Source organism: Pedobacter metabolipauper, assembly GCF_004362715.1.
GTDB lineage: Bacteria > Bacteroidota > Bacteroidia > Sphingobacteriales > Sphingobacteriaceae > Pedobacter > Pedobacter metabolipauper.
In genome coordinates this window covers 815,333-835,059 of record NZ_SNYC01000003.1, presented here as the reverse complement: position 1 = coordinate 835,059, position 19,727 = coordinate 815,333, and the positions used below count along the sequence as shown (strand labels likewise).

Here is a 19,727-nt window from a genome sequence, read left to right as displayed (position 1 = left end):
AAAAAGTATTTAACTTTTTGGAGGCTTTTTTTAGATAAACCGAATCTTAAAATCAGCTAATTACGATTTAGGATTAAGTATGTTATTTACACGTACCAATAGATCTTGTAAATGGTATTTGCTGAGGCCAGTGGCAGCAGGAATTGCCGCACGGATATCTTTAGCTAAACCAGCCAAATGAGCTCTTGTGATACTGGAAACATCTGTACTTGTAGGATCAGATGGTCTGAAGGTAGATCCTGGAATGGCTGCTGGCGCAATAAGCAATCTGCTTAAATTGTCTACATAGGCTTTCTGAAGATTTCTTCTGTATACATCAATTGCTTTATGGCTGTAAAGTTCAGACCAGATACCGGTTTTAAGATCACCAAATAAATTCATAGAAGTATAGGCTTTGTTTCCAGACATCGCTTCTGCATTGATCAGTTTACCAATGGTAGAGGTATTCTGAAGTCTTGACAGGATAGATTTCTGTACGTTTCCGAAAACATCAACCGGGTTCATCCCGGTACGCTCCATTAATGGTTTGTTGATCAACCATAACGGTGTAGCAAACAATTGATTGTTCAGGAAGGTCATGGCTTCTTTTTGTTTAGCAAAAGAAACAGCCTGGTACGATGCACCAGTTTCTTCAACCGTTCTTGGCGTTGAATAAATACCGGCAACATTTTTTACCACATGGCCCATATAACGGCTGTATTGTCCAATAACCTCACTGTAAAGTGTTCTTGCGTTTGAGTAGTCCTCATTGGCTTCTTTACTCCAGGTTAAGATATTTGGAAGGATCCGTTTTAAGTTTTTAATTCCATAGGCAGAAGCTGTCATGGAGTTATCGCCTAAATCTTCACTCTGGTTGCGCGGATCATTCGGATCCATTTCAGTACCAAAAGTTAAGCGTTTGTTTGCACCAATTCTTGAAATGATCGTTTGGTTAGAAGAAGGCAATTCTGCTTCTGGTGTGCTGAACTGAGGTGTCCATTTGTAACCCCATTCAATAGCCCATAGATCGTAATCACCTATTCTTGGGAACATACCTTTAGAACTGATGTTGTCTTCTGGTTGTGCTACATAATTAAAACGTGCATAATCCATGATCGATGGCGTGTGACCATTTTTCTCTACCCATTGTTTGTCTCTTAATTTCTCTACCGGAACCGTAGCAGACGAACCAAAGTTATGACGTAAACCTAAAGTATGGCCTACTTCATGAGAAGAAACAAAACGAATCAGTTCTCCCATTAATTTATCATCAAACTTCATTTTACGGGCTGCCGGATCAACTGCAGATGCCTGGATAAAATACCAGTTTCTTAACAGCTCCATGATGTTGTGGTACCAGTTTACATGCGTTTCTAAGATCTCACCAGTACGTGGATCATGAACATGCGGTCCGCTTGCATTTGGAATATCCGAAGGTTTGTAAACGATCACATTATGACGGGCATCATCAATGCTCCAGGTTGGATCATTTGGTGCTTCTTTAGCTACGATCGCATTTTTAAAACCTGCTTTTTCAAACGCAATCTGCCAGTCGTTAACACCCTGGATCAAATATGGAACCCATTTTTTGGGGGTTGCAGGATCAATGTAATAGATAATTTGTTTTTTAGGCTCAACCAGTTCGCCTCTTTTGTATTTTTCTACATCCTCGGCTTTAGGCTCTAATCTCCATCTGGTAATTAAAGCCAGTTCTTTAACGCCTTGCGGGTTCGCATCAAAATCAACAAAACCGGTTGCAAAATAACCAACCCTTGGATCAAAATAACGGGCAGACATCTGTTTAGATGGCAAAAGAACAATGGAACTGTTTAGCTCGTACGTTAACGGAATGGAGCTTGCAGCAGCACCCATAGCCATCATTGCCGGCGAAGGAGATACCGAATACGTTTTTAAAGTACGAACTTCGATATTCATCGGATACGCCTTGATCTCTTTAATGTAACTGCGATCCGGCATGATACCGCCAAGAGATAACATTTTCTTTACCTGTGGGTTGAAGAAGAAGATTTCATTGTCGCCATTCATATAATCCGTAACGTCAATAACTGAAGCTTTTGCTTTAGAAATTGAATCGGTATAGATCGCTTTAATTTCAAAAGAAGCAACAAGAGGCTGAACATTCGAAGCCATTAATGACTTATATAAACCTTGTTCTGTTGTATCTGTTGAACGCTCACTAAAAGAAATGCTTTTCAAAAAGATCTTGTTGTTTGGGCCTTTTTCAAAGCTGATTACGTTGTCACCAATTTGGTCACCACCATATCCAAGCATAGAGGCTCTTTTTCCGGCAGCAGCTTTGCTGATGCGGTTTACAGTTAAGATGTCCCTGCTTAATAAAGAATCAGGAATTTCAAAGAAATAGCGGTCTTCCAGACTGTGGACCTTAAAAAGTCCGATGTCAGTTTTTGCTTTTGCGGTGATTACCTCTTTGTAAGGTTTAGGTCCTGTAGTTGGACCCTGAGGGCGGTTCATTGCATTTGGGTTCGGTGTTGGGGCAGTTACCGGAGCGGGCGTTGTGGTCTTAGGGTTTTTCTTTTGTGCAAACCCATACGTAGTCATACCTAAAAGGCAGAGCGTAATTAAACTTACTTTCTTCATTTGTTTGTTTACAGTGGTGGTTATTTGTATAAGATTGTTAGATCAATGTTTAGTCGTATTATTACATCAATAAAAAAATAAGGCCGGTTAGCCGGCCTTATTTTTTTATTTAATTGTTAAATTATTGCTTTTTGAAAGCGTCTAATCCGCTTTGAAGATATGCAGCATACTTTGCAGCATCAAATTCCGCGCCCTGAGGTTTAACCAGTGTTACCAAATCAGAATTGGCAAGGACATAAAACGGCTGAGAATTGATATTGTATTTAGTGGCTTGAAAATCACCATTCCACCAGCCCAGATCATCTGTTTGATGTCTTAAGATCTTAGAGTAATGAATTTTTGATTTAGGCATTTTTGCATTTCTTTCATCTACATAAAGTTGAATCAATACATATTCTTCTTTAATCAATCTGCCAACTTCTTTGTCGATCCATACCTTATCTTCCATTCCACGGCAATTAACACACGCATGGCCGGTAAAATCGATCAATACAGGCTTATTTACTTCTTTGGCATATGCCAAACCTTCTTCCAGTTCAAAGAATGCATGAAAACCAACTGGTGGCTCCAAATATTCGCTGTACTTGACTTTAGCTGGAAAACCTGTAGGTGCTGCATTTGCAGATGAACCATTTCCGCTTAATATAAAATCCTGCGTATTCATCGGTGGTGCAATACCACTAAGAATATTCACTGGAGCACCCCATAATCCGGGCACAAGATATATGGCAAACGATAATGAAGTGATGGCAAAAAATAATCTGGGTACAGAAACATAAGGAACATCACTGTCGTGAGAGAACTTGATTTTTCCTAAAATATACAGGCCCATTAAAACAAAGATGATGATCCATAAAGAAAGGAAAACCTCTCTGTCAAACCATTGCCAATGCCAAACCAGGTCTGCTGCCGAAAGGAATTTTAAGGCCAGGGCAAGCTCGATAAAGCCAAGACATACCTTTACACTGTTTAACCATCCGCCAGATTTGGGCATGCTGCTTAAAAATCCAGGAAATATTGCAGATAAAGTGAAAGGAAGTGAAAGTGCCAGTGCAAATCCAAACATGCCCACTGCAGGGGCCAGTAATTCCCCTTTAGAACTTGCCTGAACCAATAAAGTTCCTATAATTGGCCCGGTACAAGAAAAAGATACCAGCGCCAGTGAAGCAGCCATAAAGAAAATTCCACCTAGCCCCTTACTATTATCGGCTTTAGCATCAATTTTGTTCACAAAAGAACTTGGTAGTGTAATTTCAAACGCACCAAAAAAGGAGATCGCAAATACAACCAATAACAGAAAGAAAAACAGATTAAACCAGGCACTGCTGCTAAGTGCATTTAGGCCGGCAGATCCAAAAATAACAGTGATCAATAGCCCAAAAGCAACATAAATTACAATAATGGATAAGCCATAAATTAAGGCCTGGGTAATGCCTTTTTTCCTGCTGCCCGCCCGCTTCGTAAAATAGCTAATGGTCAATGGAACCATTGGAAAGATACATGGCATAATAAAAGCCAGAAATCCACCTACCAACCCGGCAATAAAAGTTTCCCATAGGGTTTTTTCTTTTTCAGCCTGATCTGATTTAACCGGAGCAGTTATCGCAGCTTTAACTACAGTATCTGTTACCGTGGTATCCTTAGCCTGTACTAAAGAATCCGGAGTAGTGGTATCGGGCACGATCTCTGTAAATTCCAGATCATCAAATGTCGTATCCGGTTCCTGGGCAAACGCCGCAACAGTAGTACTGAAAAATATAAATAGTGCTAAGGCCAGCATTTTAAGACTGGCCTTATAATTCATGAAGATCATTGTCATTATTTAACAGGGATAGTGAAATCAATTGATGATGGCGGAAGACATTGTGTATCGTCACAAACCATAAATTCAACTGTTCCCTTAACTACTGGATTAGCACCTGTTATTTTTACTTTTTGTTGAAAAGTAACTACTTTCTCAAAATAGCTTACATTCATATCAAACGTTTTTTCAAACTTCACGATTGGTTTAGGCTCGATGGTTTTGCCGTTTAATTTATACGCTTTTGATGGTGCAAAAGTAAAGGTTGTTTTAATCGGACCGCCATCAGCCATGTATTGGGAGTATAAATGCCATCCCTCATCTACTGTAGCTCTGATTACTACTGTTGCTTCCGTTTTAGAAGTCTTTTTTGCCATATAACTCCATTTCACTGGGTTTAAAATCTGGCTGCTGGCCGAGATGCTGAATAGCAAACCAACCGTAAATAAAAATAGATATTTCATGTGTTTAGTTATTTATGCGTTGACAAACTTATGTATTATTGTATATATTCTTGTTATTTTAAACGACAAATTGGTTGATAACCCGTAAATGTGACATTACTTGAGATATACGAAGATTTAACCGGCTCGTCTTTTACCAGATCCGTACTTAAGTATTTCTTATTGCTGTCACATAGAAGCGTGACTACTACCGCCTGATCACCCATTTCTTCCTTAATTTTAATTGCACCAATCACATTCGCACCGGAAGAGATCCCTACAGCCAGGCCAAGCTCCTTCGCCAGTTTTTGTGCCATGATGATCGCATCCCCGTCATTTGCTTGTATGACTTCGTCCAGCTCGGAAAGTTTAACGATTTGAGGAATAAATTCATCTGATATACCTTGGATTCGGTGACTGCCAACTTTGTATCCGGTTGTTAAAGTCGGACTTTCTGCAGGCTCCAAAGGGTGTATCTTAATTGTTTTGTCTTGATCCTTAAGGTATTTACCAACGCCCATTACTGTTCCTCCGGTACCTACACCTGCCACAAAAGCATCTGGTTTTAAGCCTTCCATCTCCAGCTGTTTCCAGATTTCCATTCCCGTGGTTTTTTCATGGGCTTCTTCATTGTACCTGTTTTCAAACTGTCTGGGTAAAAACACACCGCCATTGGCCGCCAAATCTTCAGATAACCTGATGCTGCCGATAAAGCCGCCTTCTTCTTTACTGATTAAAATCACTTCAGCACCCATGCTCCTGATAATATCTATACGTTCCTGGCTAAGCCAGTTGGGCATAATGATCTTTACCGTATGTCCCAATGCTTTTCCTATTGCAGCAAATGCAATACCCGTATTCCCGCTTGTCGCTTCAATAATGGTATCACCAGGCTTAACAGAACCGGTACGGTAAGCCTCCTGCATAATATTTAAAGCCATCCTGTCTTTAACGCTTCCCGTTAAATTATAGTGTTCGCATTTAACATATATCGTTCCTGGTTTTCCATGGTATTCGTAATACAGCTCAAGCATGGGCGTATTTCCAACAACATGCCATAAATGTTCAAATTTACTCGCAAGTTCAGTAGTTAAACCGCTCTCCTGTTTGGTATCTGTAAGCATAAGTTTCAATTATTACCGTTGATAAATAATTGATAAAACTCAATATTATAAATTATAATAACAATGGTGGTCATTATAACCGTAAATTTTATGGAATAATCGGATATTTTTTACTTATTTTACAGTTTGATCACTCAATAGAACTTGTTAGTTGTTCTTTTTTCAATCTTCATCACATGATACGCTTATGAATATGCCCGCCAACCTGGATCCTACTGATGTAGAAATTTTAAAACTGCTGCAGATTGATGCAACCCTCACCAATAAAGAACTATCCTTTAAACTGAAAAAATCCATTGCTACCATTCATGAGCGAATCCGGAGGTTAAAGGAACAAGGATACATTAAACGTGTAGTGGCCATACTGGACCGGAAAAAGATCAACAGGAACCTGATTGCATTTTCGCAGGTATTACTTAAAGAACATACCGCAACCACGCTGGTAGAATTTGAGAACGAGGTAGCTAAGTTTAGTGAAGTGATGGAATGCTTTCAAATGACGGGGGCATTCGATTTTATCCTGCGGATTGCCACAAGTGACATGGATACGTATCACATCTTTCTACGCAATAAATTAGCTACGCTGCCAAATATAAGTACGGTACAGAGCTTCTTTGTGCTTTCAGAAACAAAAAGTGATACAGCATACCCGCTATAATTCAATAATTAACAGTTAACATAACAGTTCAGGATGGCTGATAAGCTATTTAATGATACCTTTGACCTACCGGATATTAATCATATGAATAAAATTGTAACCTTAAAAGATATAGCCAAGGCATTAAATTTGTCGATTTCAACTATATCTAAGGCTTTAAATGATAGTTATGAAATTAGTGAAGACACCAAGAAAAAGGTGTTAAGCTATGCCAAGTACCATCATTATTCTCCAAATAGAATGGCTAAAGGGCTTAAAGAAGGTAAAAGCAGGTCTATTGGGGTAGTCGTATGCTCGCTGGAAAATAATTTTGTAGCACAAATGCTGGATGGAATCGATAGTTACAGCAGTAATAAGTCCTACCAGATCATTATCATGCAAAGTAAAGAATCCGCACAGCAGGAAATTGCGTGTCTGGATCTGCTGTATGCGGGCGGTGTTGATGGGATCCTCATTTCTCCCGCTTCTCAAACGGTAGATTTTAGTTATCTCGTTACATTACAAAAAGCTGGATTACCTGTGGTGCTGTTCGACAGGCTCAGTGATCACATTGATACCCATAAAGTTGGTGCTGATAATTTTCGCGGAGCATATGATGCCACCGTACACTTGATAGATAATGGATATAAAAACATTGCCCATTTAAATACAAACACCATCCTAAGCATTGCTACAGAGCGGTTAAACGGATATAAACAGGCACTGTACGACCGTAACATAACCTACCGTCCAGAGTTGTTGCGTTCTTGTGATTATTCAAACCCTAAAAAGCTGCACCAGGATCTCGAGGCAGCCATTCATTATTATATGAGTTTAGAGGTTCGGCCGGATGCCATATTTACGGCTACCGATCAGATCAGTACCCGGTGTTTGGCCCTATTGAATAAGATGGGCTATCACGTTCCTGGCGACGTTGCATTAATAGGATTTACCAATACCGATCTTGCAGATGCGTTAAATCCAGCGTTAAGTACCGTGAACCAGCCGGCATTTGAAATGGGACAGATTGCCGCAAGTAAGTTGATCTCACTGATAGAAGCCAAAATTCCGGTAACGGAATTTGAAACGATCATGCTCGAAACCAAGGTGAATGTAAGGGCCTCTACACAGAAATAAAAGTTTTGTGCCGCTGAGATTCACGCAATCGTTTGCGTTTTTATATATTTAAGTTGTAAAGCAAATTCATAATATATCTATTATAATTGCAATTGATATAAATTTCATGCAGCAAAAGAACAGTATCCTTGTATTTGGAGAATTATTGATCCGGCTAAGCGCAGCATCAGCCCGGTTAGCAGATAACTCCAATGTATTATCGGTATTTACAGGAGGATCAGAGGCCAATGTTTCTGCTTCCCTGGCCCAATGGGAATTGCCTGTAACCTATTTAACTGCAGTACCTGAAAATGTGCTGGTGAAAACAGCAGTTGACGAATTGTCCGGACTCGGGGTTGACGTCTCGAAAATCTGGTATAACGGATCAAGAATTGGATTGTATTTTTTATTATCAGCCAATGGATTGAGCAGCGGAGAGGTCGTGTATGATCGTAAGTTCTCTTCATTCAGCACATTAAAACCAGGCACAATTGATTGGGACCAGGTGCTTGAGGGACATACCTGGTTTCATTTTACAGCCCTTACCCCTGCCCTAAATGAACATACTGCGGCACTTTGCCTGGAAGCAGTAACAGCAGCCAAAAGAAAGGGACTAACCGTATCCGTAGATCTAAATTATAGAAACAGGCTTTGGGATTATGGCGTTGAGCCCATCCATGTCATGCCGCAATTGGCTGCACAATGCGATGTGATCATGGGTAATATTTGGGCGGCAAACAAAATGTTGGGAACCGGGGTCGATCCTTCACTAAACAGAAACACATCCGTTGAAGCGTATATAGAACATGCAGCAGGAAGTGCGAATGAAATATTTGCAAAATTTCCCCAATGTAATCATGTAGCCAATACTTTCAGGTTCATGGACAATCCAAGCCATAACCTGTTTTATGGTACCTACCATACCAGGGATGATCATTATGTTTCAAAAATCTATGAAACCCAGGAAGTCATCGACCGTATTGGAAGCGGAGATGCGTTTATGGCCGGTTTGATCTATGGATTGGTACAGCATCAAAGCGGACAGGAAATTATTGACCGGGCAACCGGATCAGGATATCAAAAATTATTTGTGAAGGGCGACTTTGGTGACGGCTCTTTTTAAACCAAGATCATATTAAGATGAAATTAACTGCACTGGAAGTTATCGAAAAATACCCCGTTATACCTGTTTATTACCACGACGATGCAGAAACTTGTTTGTCTGTTGTAAAGGCTTGCTACGATGGAGGCATCCGCGTTTTTGAATTCACAAACCGGGGAGCCAATGCCGTTCAAAACTTTAGCCGTTTGCTGGAATACAGGAACAATCACTTGCCAGATCTAAAACTTGGAATAGGTACGATAAAAACAGTAGAACAAGCAGAAACCTATATCACTATGGGTGCTGACTTTATAGTAAGTCCGATCGTTAAAGCCAGTCTTGCAAAAGTTTCGGCAGATCACGGTGTATTCTGGATCCCGGGGTGTATGACACCAACAGAAATCAACCTTGCAGAAGAATTGGGAGCAGCATTGGTAAAGTTATTCCCAGGCGATACGTTAAAGCCAGGTTTTTTAAAAGCAGTGAAACCTTTATTTCCCAACCTTAAATTCATGCCTACAGGCGGCGTAGATTTGGAAAAGGGAAATATTGACAGTTGGCTTGATGCAGGCGTTACAGCCTTAGGATTCGGATCGAGGTTATTTCAAAGCCTGGGAACAGCGGATGATTACAAGTGGCTTACTAAAAGATGTGAAGAGCTGATTAACTTGGTTGTGGTTAGAACCCTTTAATGCTTACTCCGCTTATCTTCACGGTCATACAAGTCGATTAGCTTACCCTGAAGCCTGATCACATTACTTTCCAGTTCAGTAATTTTTTGCTTTAACTGAACAACCAACAACGAGTGTTCATCGCTTTCTTCTTCCCCAACAGCCAGAAGCTGTTTAACGCTCATATCGTATAAGCCTGCTATTTGAAGAATCCTGCTGTAATTGGGATCTGTTATTCCGGTTTCCAGCTTAGAATACGCAGGAATCGAGATTTTGAGTAATTGTGCCATCGACCGTTGATTGACACCCTTTTTTTGGCGTAAAATTTTAAATTTTTCTCCAAGTGATTTCATAAAAACATTAATTTAGAGGTTAGTCGGTTATTATGAAATAAATTTAATAATTATTAAATAAATCCTAGCATCATTATTACAATATTTTAGTTACTGCCATGAATAATTATTTAATACATCAAAATTAACCCCTAAATGAGGAAAGCCAGAAGGAAAAGAAAGAAATTACTTTTTACTTTGTCTCAAAATAAATGCAGCAAGAACAATAGACACTGCCAAACCGGAGAATCCCGGGAATAGGATAAACAGATAGAGAACGCCGCAAACGCCAATCAATGCAAGAATGAACAATACTCCTTTTAAGGGACTTTCCATTTTAAAAGCTGCGATCACTGCAAAAAGGAAAAACGTACAGGCAAGTAGGGTTAAAAACATATACAAAGATGCATATTCAATGTTAAATTAGTGTTAACAATTCTTAAACGAGCAAATCTCCCCTTTTTAATTGTTTAACCGCGTAATCCACCGCCCTTGCTGTAAGGGCCATATAGGTTAGTGACGGGTTTTGTGTTGAAGTAGAGGTCATGCAGGCCCCATCTGTGACAAAAACATTTTTACATGCATGAAGCTGGTTCCATTTATTCAATAAGGAAGTTTTTGGATCATGACCCATTCGCACGCCTCCCATCTCATGAATATCCAGTCCCGGCGATTGTGAAGCATCATTTACCTGGATGTTTTTAAAACCGGCTACCGTGAACATTTCTGTCATCTGGTTAATATAGTCCTTCTTCATCTTCGCATCGTTATCGTCATAATCTACGTTGATGCGTAATAAAGGCATTCCCCATGCATCTTTCTGAGTTGTATCCAGCTTCAGGTAATTACTTTCCTTAGGTATGGTCTCGCCCATCATGTGCGAACCCACCCTCCAGGGGCCCAGGTCTTTCCTGATCAAGGCCGACTTTAAGTCTGCCCCAATTCCGGTAGTATCATTATCCGTGCTTCTGTAGGCGCTAAAACCTGCAGCATATCCCCTTTTAAAATCAGTTTCCTGTTTCTGTACATTCCTGAACCTTGGAATATATCCGCCATCTGAAGGGTTCTTACCATCTGTAGTGTATTGCAGTAAACCGTCAAATTCAGCGTTGATCCTTGCACTGTAGTTGTGAAAAGCAAAATACTTTCCAAGTAATCCGCTATCATTACCCAGGCCACTCGGAAAGCGTGAAGAAATAGAATTCAGCAGGACCAGGTTGGTATTGATGGCTGCCGCATTTACAAAGATAACTTCCGCAAAATATTCAGTAACTTCTTTCGTATTGGTATCAATAACCCGCACCCCGCTTGCCCTTCCTAACTTCTCATCGTAAATGATCGATTCAACAATAGAAAATGGACGAAGCGTCAGATTACCTGTTTTCTGTGCCCAGGGTAATGTAGAAGAATTGCTGCTAAAGTAGCCACCAAACGGGCAACCCCGCTGGCACAATTTCCGGTTCTGGCATTTACCCCTTCCCTGGTCAAAATGAATTTGTTTTGGCTCCGATAAATGTGCACAGCGCGCACTGATCACATGCCTGTTGCCATAGTTCTTATTTAATGAGTTTCTAAAATGATCCTCGACTGCATTTAAGGGGTATGCCGGTAAGAAATCCCCGTCAGGAAGCTCCGCAAGTCCGTCTTTATTCCCGGAAATACCCGCAAATTTCTCTGCGTAGCTATACCATGGAGCAATATCAGCATATCGGATGGGCCAGTCTACAGCAAAATCATCCCTTGCAGGGCCTTCAAAATCGAAATCACTCCAGCGCTGTGTTTGCCTGGCCCAAAGCAAGGATTTGCCGCCAACCTGATAGCCACGGATCCAGTCGAATGGTTTCTCCTGTACATATGGGTGCTCTTTATCCTTCACAAAAAAATGCATTGCATCTTCCCTGAAAGCATAACATTTACTGGCTACAGGGTTTTCCTTTTTAATGGCCAGGGTAAGTTCTCCGCGGTGCTCAAACTCATAAGGATACTTATTGGTGGTCGGATAATCAATCAGGTGTCTCACATCCCGGCCACGTTCCAAAACCAATGTTTTTAATCCCTTTTCAGTAAATTCTTTAGCTGCCCATCCCCCGCTAATGCCGGAACCGATCACAATGGCATCGAAGGTTTGTTTTTTTATACTATCTATATTCAGATTTGACATGGTAGATCATTAAGCCGTTTTAACAGGGAAGTAGCCATTGTACCTTCCGGGAACCAATTCCCAGATGACCAGGTTACTCATTACATACTTAGAATTCATGTAGCCGCTAATGGTGCGTTGCTTCATGAGGTTATAAAAGGGATACAGATCTTTGGGTACATCGTCCTTTTCAGAATTTGCAGCAATTACAAGAGCCTTGATTTCCTGCTGGTCAAGATCTTTAAAATAACCAAGGCCAATAAAAAACTTGTCCTGCTCTTCTTTTTCATAACAGTCGTCCAGCATCTTTAAAACATATAAATGCAGGTTCAGGTCTTTAGCACCCGGCGTGTCTGTTTTAGGAATAATCACTTCTGCTATTTCAGCAAGGATCTTTTCCTGCGTTGCGCTTACATCAATACGAGATAAAAGAATAGAAGATTTACCCTCATGCTTTAAACAGGAAGGCAGCAGAACCAATCCCCCTGCAGCGATCAATATTTGTTTTATAGCCAGACGTCTTTCCATTACGATAAAGAAACGTAAAAATATCGAAAAATATTAGTCAATTTTTATCTTAATCAGGGCAGCATCGGATCCGGGCACCGTATAATTAATATCCCCATTGATCTTAAGCGGTAGTGCGTTAAAGAGTTCCTGTCCTTTTAATGAAGATTCCTTTAAACCCAGCCTGCTTAAAGGAATGGTATAGGCTGCTCCGCTGGCTATCATAGTAATAAAAATGTAGTTACTTTATAATGAAGCAATTAGATTAATTTACGCTCGTAATTTCAAATACTGCACTGCTTAAAGCGGCTTTGCCAGAAACTTCCAGTCCAATCTTCATCAGGTAATCACCCGAATAGGTTTTGTTATTATCCTTAAATGTAGATTTCGACTGGTTATACAAATTGGTCTCCGTGATTTTATACTGTTTTTGAGGATCAAGCCCTTGCAATTTAACCCGGTTAAATTCTTCACCATACCGGGTATTGAGATTGTACGCAAACAGTACCGCTTTACTTTTCAGGGAATCAATGTACGTTACCACTGCCCGGTCCTGGTCATATGGAGAAATGATCCGATACTGGTCGCCCTTAGCAATCAGCTCATACAGACGTTTATAATTTTGTACGGCCTGGCTGCAGAACAAGCGTTCTTCAGCATTGAGATGCTTCATATCCAGGTCAAAGCCAAGCTTACCCATCATTGCTACATCTGTTCTGAACTTGATGGATTGTTTACCCCAGGAAGTGACGTGACTGGAAAGTGCAAAAGAAGGAAAGAAGTTAGAATACCCCCATTGGATAAATACGCGTTCAAAACCGTCTGTATTGTCACTTGGCCAAAACTCTGTAAAGTACTTAAGTGCGCCATAGTCTGTCCGTCCGCCGCCGCCGGAACACAGCATCATCGGTAATGACGGATATTTTTTTCTGAGGCGTTCCAAAACTTTATACAGGCTTCGGGTATATTCAATGTAAACGGCCGACTGGTTATCTTTTAGATATGGGGAATATGCATTGGTCATCATCCGGTTACAGTCCCATTTGATATAGGCAATCCCCGGACTTTTAGTCAGGATCCCATCAACAAGGTCATACACAAAGTCCTGCACCTTCGGATTGATCAGGTCCAGTACCAGTTGGTTTCTATAATAATGTTCCTCCCTGTTTTGTAATTTCAAGATCCAGTCCGGGTGCTTTTCATACAGTTCACTTTTTGGGTTTACCATTTCAGGTTCCAGCCAGATCCCAAACTTTACGCCTTTGCTTTCTGCATCCTTTACCAGCGAACTGATCCCATCCGGAAGTTTTGTCTTGTTCTCCTGCCAATCCCCTAAACCGGCACCATCGTCATTTCTAGGGTATTTATTGCCAAACCAACCGTCATCGAGTAAAAAAACATCAACACCAAGCTTACTGGCATCTTCAAATAAAGTACCCAGTTTCTGCTGGTTAAAATCAAAGTAGGTGGCTTCCCAATTGTTTAATAAGGTTAGCCTTGGCTTGTCGCCATCCATGATTCCGAAGTTCCGGGCCCATTTATGAAAATTACGGCTTGCAGTTCCCTTACCCGTATTGCTGTAGGTAAAGATAAATTCAGGAGTAACAAAGGGTTTTCCGGCATCCAGTTTGTATTCTGAAGCAAAAGGGTTCATCCCGGAAACTACGCGCAGCGAATTCTTTTCGTCCATTTCAAACAGGAACTTAAAGTTTCCAGTCCAGGCCAGCGTGCCGGCAATCAGTTCACCTGTATTTTCCTCAGACTTCTGATTCAGCGATAAAAAGAAAAAGGGCGATTGGTACATGTTTGCCCGGGTGCCCAGCTTGCTTTCTAAAACCTTAATGCCGCTGGTCAGCTTTGCTTCTTCCATCTTTACTTCTTCCGCCCAGTCCCCATGAAACTGAGTTAGCCAGTAGCTTTCCGCATCAAAATGAAGCATGGATGAGGCGTAGTTGTAAAGTATAACCGGTTTCTTTTCCTGGTGCCTGATCTCTGTCCATGTTTTAATAATATCCTCATTATAATAAGATTGGATATGAAGGATTACTGTAATGGGATATTTAGGGTCTGATAAAGTAATTGCAGCAGCATTGACATTTGGTGCCGGAACCGCAGTAGTAACGCCTGAAAATTTAAGATCTAATGATGGATTTCCGTCTGCATGCCCTACTTTAATGGCCGGTTCAAAAAGATTACTGGTACCAGAGCCAATGTAAGCCTCATGCCCGCTCGCCTTTAGTGAAGAAGTATCTTTCGGATTTAGTAATTTTTCACCAAGATAGGTTTGATACAGTTTCCCTTTATTTACGGTAAAAATGAGGTTTACATTTTTAGTTTCAATGACAATGTGCTTCTGAACTTGTGCAAACGCAGAAAATTGCCCTGCAATGAGCAGAAAAAAACAAAGGAAACCATTTCTTAAGATTAGGAGAAAATTCAATCTGTTCATACACTGTGTTCAAGTTTATTTGGGACGGCAATGTAAAAATTAATACATTAAATTAGTTGTGTTTTCCTGTCAAATCGTTGTATAATATTAACCTTGACCTTAAAGATCAGTAATTGGCTTATACTTTGGAACCAGGGCTTTCATCATCAGCCATGCCACAAGATAGGCCAGTGCGCAAATGGTAAACATGATCGTATATCCGGTTTCAATATGCCCTAAGGCCTTGTATTTATCAAATAAGGCACCACCAAGTTTAGTAACGAGTACACCTCCCAAACCGCCAACCATCCCTCCTATACCCACTACAGAACCGATTGCCTTTTTAGGGAACATATCAGAAACGGTAGTAAATAAGTTGGCAGACCAGGCCTGGTGTGCAGAAGCACCTATTCCGATCAGGATAACCGGGATCCAAAAGGTCAAATGACCCAGCGGCTGTGCGGCAAGCACTACCACCGGAAAAAAAGCAATCAGCAGCATGGCTTTCATCCGGCCATCAAAAGGATCCTGTCCCTTATTGATGAAATAAACAGGAAGCCAGCCACCCCCGATGCTGCCAATCATGGTCATGCTGTACAAAACAGCAAGCGGAAGCATGATCTGTGAATCTACCATCCCATACTGGTCTTTCAGGTAGGCCGGCAGCCAGAATAAAAAGAACCACCAGATCCCGTCTGTCATAAATTTGCCAAGCACAAATGCCCAGGTCTGTTTGTATTCCAGCAGCTTGAACCACGAAACTTTAGTTTCAGGAACCTCAGCTTCACTGATGGGTATGATGCTTTCAGCAGTTTCTTCATTGATATATTTCAACTCTTCAGCAGACATTCTTTTCTGCGCTTCGGGTTTGTCGTAATACTTATACCAGAAGATCAGCCATAGAAACCCAATGCCGCCAATGATCAGGAATGCAGATTCCCAGCCCCAGTGAGATGCAATATATGGAACAGTTAACGGAGCCAGAACAGCCCCAACATTGGTGCCTGAGTTAAAGATGCCTGTAGAGAACGAACGTTCCTTTTTAGGGAAATATTCGGCCGTAGCCTTAATGGCCGCAGGAAAGTTTCCAGATTCACCAAAACCAAGCAAAGCCCTTGAAAACATAAAACCAGCAATAGAAACAGAGATGGTTGTAATGCCAATAAAACCAAGCACCGTTGCAATCCCTTCGCCAATCGGAATGGCTAAAGCATGGACAATTGCACCAACCGACCAAATGATTATGGCCCAGGCGTAACCTTTTTTAGTGCCGAGCTTGTCAATAACACGACCAGCAAATAACATGGAAATGGCATAAGTAAGCTGAAATACAGACGCAATATTGGCATAATCACTGTTGCTCCAGCCAAAGATATCCTCAAGCCTGGGTTTCAATAAGCTAAGCACCTGTCTGTCCAGGTAGTTTACTGTAGTGGCAAAAAACAGTAAAGCACAGATCGTCCACCTGTAATTGGTTACTTTTTTTCCGTTCATTGTATTTGGTATTTGGTTAGGTTTAATTCACGCTTGCTAAGGCTTCCTGGATTCCCCGGGATGAAATATAATCATAATATTCTTCAACCAATGTAATAAATCCGTTTAAGATCAATAAGTTAGTTTCCCAGAACTCCTGGTCAGACAGAACCGTTTTCACATAAGCATCCGCATCTAATGCACGCATACTGTAAAAATAGCCAGCCTGATCATCAGTGATCTGATATTCGGTGCCCCCGAAATTCCCAAAGTAGTTTGCTCCTTCTTTTTTACTGCATTTCATGAATTGTAAATAGGCTGCAAATCCAAATGCAATCATCCGGGGTGCCCGTTCATACACCTCATAATACCGGCTTAAAACCGGCAGGATCCTGATCTTTACCTTCATGGTATATTGAAAGGTGATATTGATCCAGGGATGTGCGATGTATGGATTTGCAAAACGGTCCAGCACTACTTTGGCAAAGGTTGCAGCTTCCGCGTCATCAACACGATAAGGAATGGCCGGAATGATTTCATCAAACATAACCTGGCGGATGTAATCCTTAACCGCTGGCACGTCCATAGCCTTGCTCACGGTATCAATTCCGGAAAGGAAGGCAATACCAGAGGCTAACGTATGCGATCCGTTAAGGAGCCTTAACTTGAGCTCTCTGTAAATTTCAATATCCGGCTTAACCAATATCCCGGCATCAGCCTGTTCGAGGTTTAGCAAGGCTGAAACTTTTTCAGCTCCTTCAATGGCCCATAACGCATAAGGTTCGGCCATAATGAGCAGCTCATCAGAATAACCCAATTGCTGTTCAAGTTTTAAACGGGCTTCAGCATCCGGCTTGCCGGGCACAATACGGTCTACCAAAGAATTGCAAAAAATGATCCTGGCATTCATCCAGTCTGTAAAATCAACTTCAAGCTGATTAAATTCAATCAGCTGTGCAACAATGGCGCATAACTTCGTACCGTTGTCCGGGATAAGTTCGGTAGCAATAACAACCATATCAGCATCCGGATGATCACCAAGTGCCTGATAACGTGCATATAAAACGGCCAGTAGCTTAGCAGGAAAAGAAACAGGCGGATCCTGGTTGATGCTTTCTTCAACCAGCTGAATGCCTATTTCTGTCGTATTTGAAACAATGACCTTTAAATCCCGCTGCCGGGCCACTTCTAAAATGGCATTCCAATCCTGATCAGCCGCAATTACCCGGCTAATGGATGAAGAGAGGATATTTTCTTCTACACTCCCGCCATTAACAACACCACGAATGCAGATCGTATACAAGTTGTCCTGCTGCTCAAATTCAGTAACATCACCCTTGCCGGTAGATTTAACCACCACGATCCGGCCGTTAAACGTGCCGTTCCGGTTTGCCTTGTCGATAAAGAAATCAGGTAGACCGCGTAAAAGAACACCGGTACCAAATTGAAGTACTTTCTCAGGAAGATCAAATACACCGGCATCCGGAATTATGACAATAGCAGGGTCAATAAAATTTAAAGTAGACTTGGAAATGTTCATGCGTGGTTTATTCGGCTTAAACAAGTCTACATAATAATTGCAAAGAATAAAGGCTTTCCAGCGAAAATATTTACGCAATCGTTATCGTTGGACAAGGATTGTTTTATCCGAAAAGATCAGAGCTCAGATACCTGTCACCACGGTCACAGGCAATAAACACAATCAGTCCGGATTCAAGTTCATCCGCAACTTTTAATGCTGCAGACAATGCACCACCGCTGCTCATACCTACAAAGATGCCTTCCTCTTTTGCCATTTTACGCGCCATGACAGTTGCTTCATCCTGAGAAACGTCGATCACCCGGTCTACCCGCTTCGGATCAAAGATCTTTGGCAAATACGCTTCCGGCCAGCGTCTGATTCCCGGAATGGATGATTCTTCCGTTGGCTGACAACCGATGATCTGAATATTGGGGTTCTTCTCTTTTAAAAACATGGAATTTCCCATAATGCTTCCGGTTGTACCCATAGAACTAACAAAGTGGGTAATCTGCTGGCTGGTATCCTTCCAGATCTCCGGACCGGTAGTTTTATAATGAGCCAGGTAATTATCCGGGTTCGCAAACTGGTCTAAAATAAAGTAGCCAGGTGTTTTACCCTTTTCGTCTGCATAGTCCCTGCAAACCTCAATAGACTCGAGCAAAGTAACCCGGGCACCAAAGGCTTCCATGGTTAACGTGCGTTCCCGTGTAGAACTTGATGGCATCACCAGTTCAATATCCAGCCCATAGATGCTGGCAATCATCGCAAGGGCAATACCGGTATTGCCGCTGGTAGCTTCAATCAGCTTTGTTCCCTGATGAATGTCCCCGCGCTCCATTGCAGTACGGATCATATTTAGCGCAGCCCGGTCTTTTACACTTCCGCCGGGATTATTCCCTTCCAGCTTTCCATAGATCTGGACGTTGGGATTTTTTGTGAGCTTTTGGATTTTGACCAATGGGGTGTTGCCAATAAGGTCGATGAGGTTTGCCATGCTTAATTCGTTTTTCTGCTTTCTGTAAACCTGAGTTCAGGCTGGTGGTAAACGGTAGATCCCGCAGGGACGCTTTTAGTGAGCCAAACATTACCACCAATAATGCAGCCGGTACCAACAACCGTATCCCCGCCTAAAATTGTCGCTCCTGAGTAAATGATCACATGATCTTCGATCGTTGGGTGCCTTTTGGTATCCGTCATAAATTTCTCTACACTCAATGCGCCCAGCGTTACACCCTGGTATAACTTCACATGTGCACCAATAATGGTTGTTTCGCCAATTACAATTCCCGTTCCATGGTCTATATAAAGGTACTCACCAAGTATGGCACCTGGATGGATATCTATTCCGGTTATAGAATGGACATATTCAGTCAGGATCCTGGGGATCAGCGGAATATGGAGCTTTAACAGCGCATGGGCAATTCTAAATAAAGAGATGGCTAAAAAACCGGGGTAAGCCCGTACAATTTCAAACTCGCTTTTTGCAGCAGGATCCCCGTTATATATAGCGGTAATGTCTGTATTCATGACCCGGTATAGTTCGGGAAGATTGCTAAAGAAGGTTTTTGCAATTCCACAATTGTCGGTATCACTACAGGCTTTTGTGGCATTCAACAGGGCGGTTAGCTCATTTTCAAGTCTGGTAAAACTGGAACGTATTTTTTCAAGGGATTGTTTTTTAACATTAGTCCTTGCCGGGAACATTAAGTTCAATACATTTAATGCCCAGTCAGAAATTACCGCATTCGCAGGCACAGCATCCGTTAGGTCCTGTTTTTCATAGATATGAAGATAAAATTCTTCTTTCATCATTGCCCGTTATAATCCTTTAGA

Annotated in this window: 18 protein-coding genes; 4 read left to right on the top strand and 14 right to left on the bottom strand. The window is 41.5% G+C overall.

Features of this window, described 5'->3' with window-relative positions:
- Positions 1–60 precede the first annotated feature (60 nt).
- The 4 genes from ATK78_RS03580 to ATK78_RS03565 form a co-directional block, all read right to left on the bottom strand.
- On the bottom strand, positions 61–2,598 hold the full coding sequence (locus ATK78_RS03580; RefSeq protein ID WP_133574677.1) for a zinc-dependent metalloprotease: 2,538 nt from the start codon (positions 2,596–2,598) through the stop codon (positions 61–63).
- A gap of 121 nt (positions 2,599–2,719) precedes the next feature.
- On the bottom strand, positions 2,720–4,411 hold the full coding sequence (locus ATK78_RS03575) for a protein-disulfide reductase DsbD family protein (RefSeq protein ID WP_133575268.1): 1,692 nt from the start codon (positions 4,409–4,411) through the stop codon (positions 2,720–2,722).
- A 5-nt stretch (positions 4,412–4,416) separates the two neighbouring features.
- On the bottom strand, positions 4,417–4,863 hold the full coding sequence (locus ATK78_RS03570) for a protein-disulfide reductase DsbD domain-containing protein (protein WP_133574676.1): 447 nt from the start codon (positions 4,861–4,863) through the stop codon (positions 4,417–4,419).
- A gap of 53 nt (positions 4,864–4,916) precedes the next feature.
- Positions 4,917–5,966, bottom strand: coding sequence for a PLP-dependent cysteine synthase family protein (locus tag ATK78_RS03565; protein ID WP_133574675.1), 1,050 nt, complete (start codon positions 5,964–5,966; stop codon positions 4,917–4,919).
- Between the two features lie 193 nt (positions 5,967–6,159).
- Here ATK78_RS03565 and ATK78_RS03560 point away from each other — a divergent pair, with 193 nt between their 5' ends.
- The 4 genes from ATK78_RS03560 (at position 6,160) to ATK78_RS03545 (ending at position 9,513) form a co-directional block, all read left to right on the top strand.
- Positions 6,160–6,624 (top strand): Lrp/AsnC family transcriptional regulator, encoded by a 465-nt coding sequence (locus ATK78_RS03560; protein WP_133575267.1) that lies wholly within the window; start codon positions 6,160–6,162, stop codon positions 6,622–6,624.
- Between the two features lie 84 nt (positions 6,625–6,708).
- The gene (locus tag ATK78_RS03555; protein WP_133574674.1) at positions 6,709–7,740 is read left to right on the top strand and encodes a LacI family DNA-binding transcriptional regulator; all 1,032 of its coding nucleotides are present in this window, start codon (positions 6,709–6,711) and stop codon (positions 7,738–7,740) included.
- 106 nt (positions 7,741–7,846) lie between these two features.
- Complete coding sequence (locus tag ATK78_RS03550) at positions 7,847–8,842, top strand: sugar kinase (protein ID WP_133574673.1); 996 nt, start codon at positions 7,847–7,849, stop codon at positions 8,840–8,842.
- Positions 8,843–8,859: 17 nt separating this feature from the next.
- Positions 8,860–9,513 carry a beta/alpha barrel domain-containing protein gene (locus tag ATK78_RS03545; RefSeq protein WP_133574672.1) on the top strand — a complete coding sequence of 218 codons (654 nt, stop codon included), beginning with the start codon at positions 8,860–8,862 and terminating at the stop codon, positions 9,511–9,513.
- On the opposite strand, the gene ATK78_RS03540 is transcribed toward ATK78_RS03545, so the two are convergent.
- The 10 genes from ATK78_RS03540 to epsC form a co-directional block, all read right to left on the bottom strand.
- The gene (locus ATK78_RS03540) at positions 9,510–9,845 is read right to left on the bottom strand and encodes a helix-turn-helix domain-containing protein (RefSeq protein WP_133574671.1); all 336 of its coding nucleotides are present in this window, start codon (positions 9,843–9,845) and stop codon (positions 9,510–9,512) included. The two genes, ATK78_RS03545 and ATK78_RS03540, sit on opposite strands and share 4 nt — an antisense overlap.
- Positions 9,846–10,010: 165 nt before the next feature.
- Positions 10,011–10,220, bottom strand: coding sequence for a hypothetical protein (locus ATK78_RS03535; RefSeq protein WP_133574670.1), 210 nt, complete (start codon positions 10,218–10,220; stop codon positions 10,011–10,013).
- 43 nt (positions 10,221–10,263) lie between these two features.
- A complete protein-coding gene (locus ATK78_RS03530) occupies positions 10,264–11,985 on the bottom strand; it encodes a GMC oxidoreductase (RefSeq protein WP_133574669.1) in 1,722 nt (573 codons plus the stop codon).
- Positions 11,986–11,994: 9 nt separating this feature from the next.
- Complete coding sequence (locus ATK78_RS03525; RefSeq protein ID WP_133574668.1) at positions 11,995–12,492, bottom strand: gluconate 2-dehydrogenase subunit 3 family protein; 498 nt, start codon at positions 12,490–12,492, stop codon at positions 11,995–11,997.
- 33 nt (positions 12,493–12,525) lie between these two features.
- Positions 12,526–12,696 (bottom strand): hypothetical protein, encoded by a 171-nt coding sequence (locus ATK78_RS22670; protein ID WP_166664811.1) that lies wholly within the window; start codon positions 12,694–12,696, stop codon positions 12,526–12,528.
- Positions 12,697–12,736: 40 nt separating this feature from the next.
- Entirely contained in the window at positions 12,737–14,920 is a 2,184-nt protein-coding gene (locus tag ATK78_RS03520; protein ID WP_133574667.1) for an alpha-galactosidase, read from the bottom strand.
- Positions 14,921–15,019: 99 nt separating this feature from the next.
- The gene (locus ATK78_RS03515) at positions 15,020–16,393 is read right to left on the bottom strand and encodes an MFS transporter (protein WP_133574666.1); all 1,374 of its coding nucleotides are present in this window, start codon (positions 16,391–16,393) and stop codon (positions 15,020–15,022) included.
- Positions 16,394–16,415: 22 nt separating this feature from the next.
- Positions 16,416–17,912, bottom strand: a complete 1,497-nt coding sequence (locus ATK78_RS03510) for a tagaturonate reductase (RefSeq protein WP_133574665.1) — start codon at positions 17,910–17,912, stop codon at positions 16,416–16,418.
- A 103-nt stretch (positions 17,913–18,015) separates the two neighbouring features.
- Positions 18,016–18,888 carry a cysteine synthase CysM gene (gene cysM, locus ATK78_RS03505; RefSeq protein ID WP_133574664.1) on the bottom strand — a complete coding sequence of 291 codons (873 nt, stop codon included), beginning with the start codon at positions 18,886–18,888 and terminating at the stop codon, positions 18,016–18,018.
- 2 nt (positions 18,889–18,890) lie between these two features.
- Positions 18,891–19,703 carry a serine O-acetyltransferase EpsC gene (gene epsC / locus ATK78_RS03500; RefSeq protein ID WP_133575266.1) on the bottom strand — a complete coding sequence of 271 codons (813 nt, stop codon included), beginning with the start codon at positions 19,701–19,703 and terminating at the stop codon, positions 18,891–18,893.
- Between the last annotated feature and the right edge of the window lie 24 nt (positions 19,704–19,727).

Bases quoted from the DNA above. Each gene is read 5' to 3' on its own strand.
- ATK78_RS03580 (WP_133574677.1), bottom strand. From the start codon at position 2,598: ATGAAGAAAGTAAGTTTAATTACGCTCTGCCTTTTAGGTATGACTACG.
- ATK78_RS03575 (WP_133575268.1), bottom strand. From the start codon at position 4,411: ATGATCTTCATGAATTATAAGGCCAGTCTTAAAATGCTGGCCTTAGCA.
- ATK78_RS03570 (WP_133574676.1), bottom strand. From the start codon at position 4,863: ATGAAATATCTATTTTTATTTACGGTTGGTTTGCTATTCAGCATCTCG.
- ATK78_RS03565 (WP_133574675.1), bottom strand. From the start codon at position 5,966: ATGCTTACAGATACCAAACAGGAGAGCGGTTTAACTACTGAACTTGCG.
- ATK78_RS03560 (WP_133575267.1), top strand. From the start codon at position 6,160: ATGCCCGCCAACCTGGATCCTACTGATGTAGAAATTTTAAAACTGCTG.
- ATK78_RS03555 (WP_133574674.1), top strand. From the start codon at position 6,709: ATGAATAAAATTGTAACCTTAAAAGATATAGCCAAGGCATTAAATTTG.
- ATK78_RS03550 (WP_133574673.1), top strand. From the start codon at position 7,847: ATGCAGCAAAAGAACAGTATCCTTGTATTTGGAGAATTATTGATCCGG.
- ATK78_RS03545 (WP_133574672.1), top strand. From the start codon at position 8,860: ATGAAATTAACTGCACTGGAAGTTATCGAAAAATACCCCGTTATACCT.
- ATK78_RS03540 (WP_133574671.1), bottom strand. From the start codon at position 9,845: ATGAAATCACTTGGAGAAAAATTTAAAATTTTACGCCAAAAAAAGGGT.
- ATK78_RS03535 (WP_133574670.1), bottom strand. From the start codon at position 10,220: ATGTTTTTAACCCTACTTGCCTGTACGTTTTTCCTTTTTGCAGTGATC.
- ATK78_RS03530 (WP_133574669.1), bottom strand. From the start codon at position 11,985: ATGTCAAATCTGAATATAGATAGTATAAAAAAACAAACCTTCGATGCC.
- ATK78_RS03525 (WP_133574668.1), bottom strand. From the start codon at position 12,492: ATGGAAAGACGTCTGGCTATAAAACAAATATTGATCGCTGCAGGGGGA.
- ATK78_RS22670 (WP_166664811.1), bottom strand. From the start codon at position 12,696: ATGATAGCCAGCGGAGCAGCCTATACCATTCCTTTAAGCAGGCTGGGT.
- ATK78_RS03520 (WP_133574667.1), bottom strand. From the start codon at position 14,920: ATGAACAGATTGAATTTTCTCCTAATCTTAAGAAATGGTTTCCTTTGT.
- ATK78_RS03515 (WP_133574666.1), bottom strand. From the start codon at position 16,393: ATGAACGGAAAAAAAGTAACCAATTACAGGTGGACGATCTGTGCTTTA.
- ATK78_RS03510 (WP_133574665.1), bottom strand. From the start codon at position 17,912: ATGAACATTTCCAAGTCTACTTTAAATTTTATTGACCCTGCTATTGTC.
- cysM (WP_133574664.1), bottom strand. From the start codon at position 18,888: ATGGCAAACCTCATCGACCTTATTGGCAACACCCCATTGGTCAAAATC.
- epsC (WP_133575266.1), bottom strand. From the start codon at position 19,703: ATGAAAGAAGAATTTTATCTTCATATCTATGAAAAACAGGACCTAACG.